This is a genomic window from Streptomyces sp. NPDC059456, assembly GCF_042750055.1.
Lineage (GTDB): Bacteria > Actinomycetota > Actinomycetes > Streptomycetales > Streptomycetaceae > Streptomyces.
Genome location: NZ_JBHYVA010000938.1, coordinates 1 through 2,548 on the forward strand (window position 1 = coordinate 1; position 2,548 = coordinate 2,548).

The following is a 2,548-nucleotide window of genomic DNA, read 5'->3' on the forward strand; positions in this document are numbered from 1 at the left end:
GGCGGCCTCGAGGGGGGGGGCCAGCCGGTCCGCGTACGGGCCCTCGCCGTCCGCCGGGAGGGCCGCGGCCTCGTCCAGGGCCGCGCGGGCGCCCGGCCGGACGGCGAAGGCGCCGGTCACGGCGCAGGCGTCGAAGCGCGGGTCGGTCAGGGCGAGGCGCAGCGCGTGGACGTGGCCGACGAAGGCGCTGTCGACGACGGCGACCCGCTGGTCGGCGGGCACCCCGGCCAGCACCGCCGCGGCGTCCTGCGGCCCGCCGGCGGGGCGGACGTCGAAGCCGAGGGAGCGCAGCTCGTCGGTGAGCGGTGATCCGGGGACCGGCAGGCCGGTGAGGATGACGGTCGGCAGACGAACTCACTCCTTGAAGCGAACATGGGACGGGCGCCTCGTGGGGGCGGCGGCACGTCGGCAGAGGCTATCGGATGCAGGGAAGAGGGGTTTCACCACCCGTTTACTCCCCGGCAAGCCACATATTCCGGGGCTGCGGGCCCCGGCCCGGCCATCATTGACGATCACGCCGACCTACCACAAACCGCGGGGCGAGGCCCGCCTCTTCCCCGCCTCCCGCCACGCCTTCCCGGCCTTCGAAACCCTCCGAGGACGCACATTGACCGACATCACGGGTGACGCTCACGACACCGGCCACCACCGCACCGGCGGCTGGCACGCCCGGCCCGAGACCCCCGCCGACACCGCGGCCGTGCGGGCCGTCAACCTGGCGGCGTTCGAGACCCCGCTGGAGGCGGACCTCGTGGACGCGCTGCGCGCGGACCCGTCATGGCTGCCGGGGCTCTCGTACGTGGCCGAGGGACCCGACGGGTCCGTGGCGGCGCACGCCCTGCTGACCCGCTGCGAGGTCGACGGGGTCCCGGCGCTCGCACTCGCCCCGGTGGCGGCCGATCCCGCGATCCAGCGCTCGGGCGCCGGCAGCGCCGTCGTACGGGCGCTGCTCGCGGCGGCGCGGGAGCGCGGGGAGGCGCTGGTCCTGGTCCTCGGGCACCCCACGTACTACCCGCGCTTCGGCTTCGTGCCGGCGTCGCGGTTCGGCATCCGGGCGCCGTTCGAGGTCCCCGACGAGGCGATGATGGCGCTCGTGCTGGACGACTCCGTGCCCGTTCCGCAGGGCACGATCGGCTATCCGGAACCCTTCGGGATCTGACCGCCCGTGTGATCTGCCCCTCGTCGCTTACCACGCGACGGGGGCAGACATGCGCGGATCACCGAAGTGGGGACAAGCCTCTTTTGTACGGCAGACTGAAGGCCGAAGTCCGAAGCGAAGGATGGGTATGCCGACCACACCAGCCACCGCCGCGAACACCGCGTCCCCCGGCACCGGCACTCAGGAACCGATCATGCTCGAACTGGTCGATGAGTCCGGCAACACCATCGGCACGGCGGAGAAGCTCTCCGCCCATCAGGCGCCCGGTCTGCTGCACCGGGCCTTCTCCGTGTTCCTCTTCGACGAGCAGGGCCGTCTGCTGCTCCAGCAGCGGGCCCTCGGGAAGTACCACTCCCCCGGCGTCTGGTCGAACACGTGCTGTGGCCACCCCTACCCCGGGGAGTCGCCGTTCGCCGCGGCCGCCCGGCGCACCCACGAGGAGCTGGGCCTGTCGCCGTCGCTGCTCGCCGAGGCGGGGACCGTGCGGTACAACCACCCGGACCCCGCGTCCGGTCTCGTGGAGCAGGAGTACAACCACCTGTTCGTGGGACTCGCGCAGTCGCGGCCGGACCCCGATCCGGAGGAGGTCGGCGACACCGCGTTCGTGACCGCCGGGGAGCTGGCCGAGCGGCACGCCGAGGCACCGTTCTCCGCCTGGTTCATGACCGTGCTGGACGCGGCCCGGCCCGCGATCCGGGAACTGACCGGTGACGCCGCGGGCTGGTAGCCCGTACCCCGTTCAGACCGCGGGGGTCGGCGCGGCGGCCGGTCCGGCGAGCGGCAGGGCCGCCCAGATGACCTTGCCGCCCGTCGAGGTGTGCTCGACGTCGCAGACCCCACCGGACTCCCGGGTGATCTCGCGCACCAGGAGCAGGCCCCGTCCGCCGGTCTGGCCGAAATCCGCCTCCAGCGCCTTGGGGCGGTACGGGTGGTTGTCCTCGACGGCCACCCGTACCCATGCACGGCCGACGGCTACCTCGACCGCGACCTCGGGCGAGAGCAGGGCCGCGTGCCGGACCGAGTTCGTCACCAGCTCGGAGACGATCAGCAGCAGCGAGTACACGAGGTCCCGGTCGGCCGGGACGCCCTGGCGGCCCAGCAGGTCGCGGACGGCCCGGCGGGCCTGCGGAACGGATTCTTCAACAGCGGGCACGGTGAACCGCCACACGCCCTCGTACGCGAGGGGGTCGGCCGGCGCTTCCGGCTCCCCCTCCTTGGCTGGCGGGACGCTCCCGCTGACATCCATCTCCCGGCCCCCGTCTTCACGCTCGATCGTCTCCACGCGTCAAGAGTGGGGAGCGGTCCGGTCCGGACCGGACCGCTGACCAGAAGTCGGCGCCAATCGGACGCTTTGTGATCGGTGGCGTATGACAGCGTCAGTTGTGCGTC

The 2,548-nt window shown here is 73.0% G+C and carries 3 protein-coding genes and 1 pseudogene; 2 read left to right on the top strand and 2 right to left on the bottom strand.

All coding sequences use genetic code 11. The annotated features are described in order from the left end of the window. Positions 1–234, bottom strand: a pseudogene (locus ACFXA3_RS40770) (CDP-alcohol phosphatidyltransferase family protein); the annotation flags it as partial. Positions 235–607: 373 nt separating this feature from the next. Here ACFXA3_RS40770 and ACFXA3_RS40775 point away from each other — a divergent pair. Together ACFXA3_RS40775 and idi are read left to right on the top strand one after the other, a co-directional pair. Then, positions 608–1,159 carry a GNAT family N-acetyltransferase gene (locus ACFXA3_RS40775; protein WP_385196234.1) on the top strand — a complete coding sequence of 184 codons (552 nt, stop codon included), beginning with the start codon at positions 608–610 and terminating at the stop codon, positions 1,157–1,159. A gap of 127 nt (positions 1,160–1,286) precedes the next feature. Next, positions 1,287–1,886, top strand: a complete 600-nt coding sequence (idi, locus tag ACFXA3_RS40780; protein WP_385196236.1) for an isopentenyl-diphosphate Delta-isomerase — start codon at positions 1,287–1,289, stop codon at positions 1,884–1,886. A 12-nt stretch (positions 1,887–1,898) separates the two neighbouring features. Here the strand turns inward: idi and ACFXA3_RS40785 are convergent, their stop codons facing one another. Next, entirely contained in the window at positions 1,899–2,405 is a 507-nt protein-coding gene (locus tag ACFXA3_RS40785) for an ATP-binding protein (RefSeq protein WP_385196239.1), read from the bottom strand. Positions 2,406–2,548: the final 143 nt, after the last annotated feature.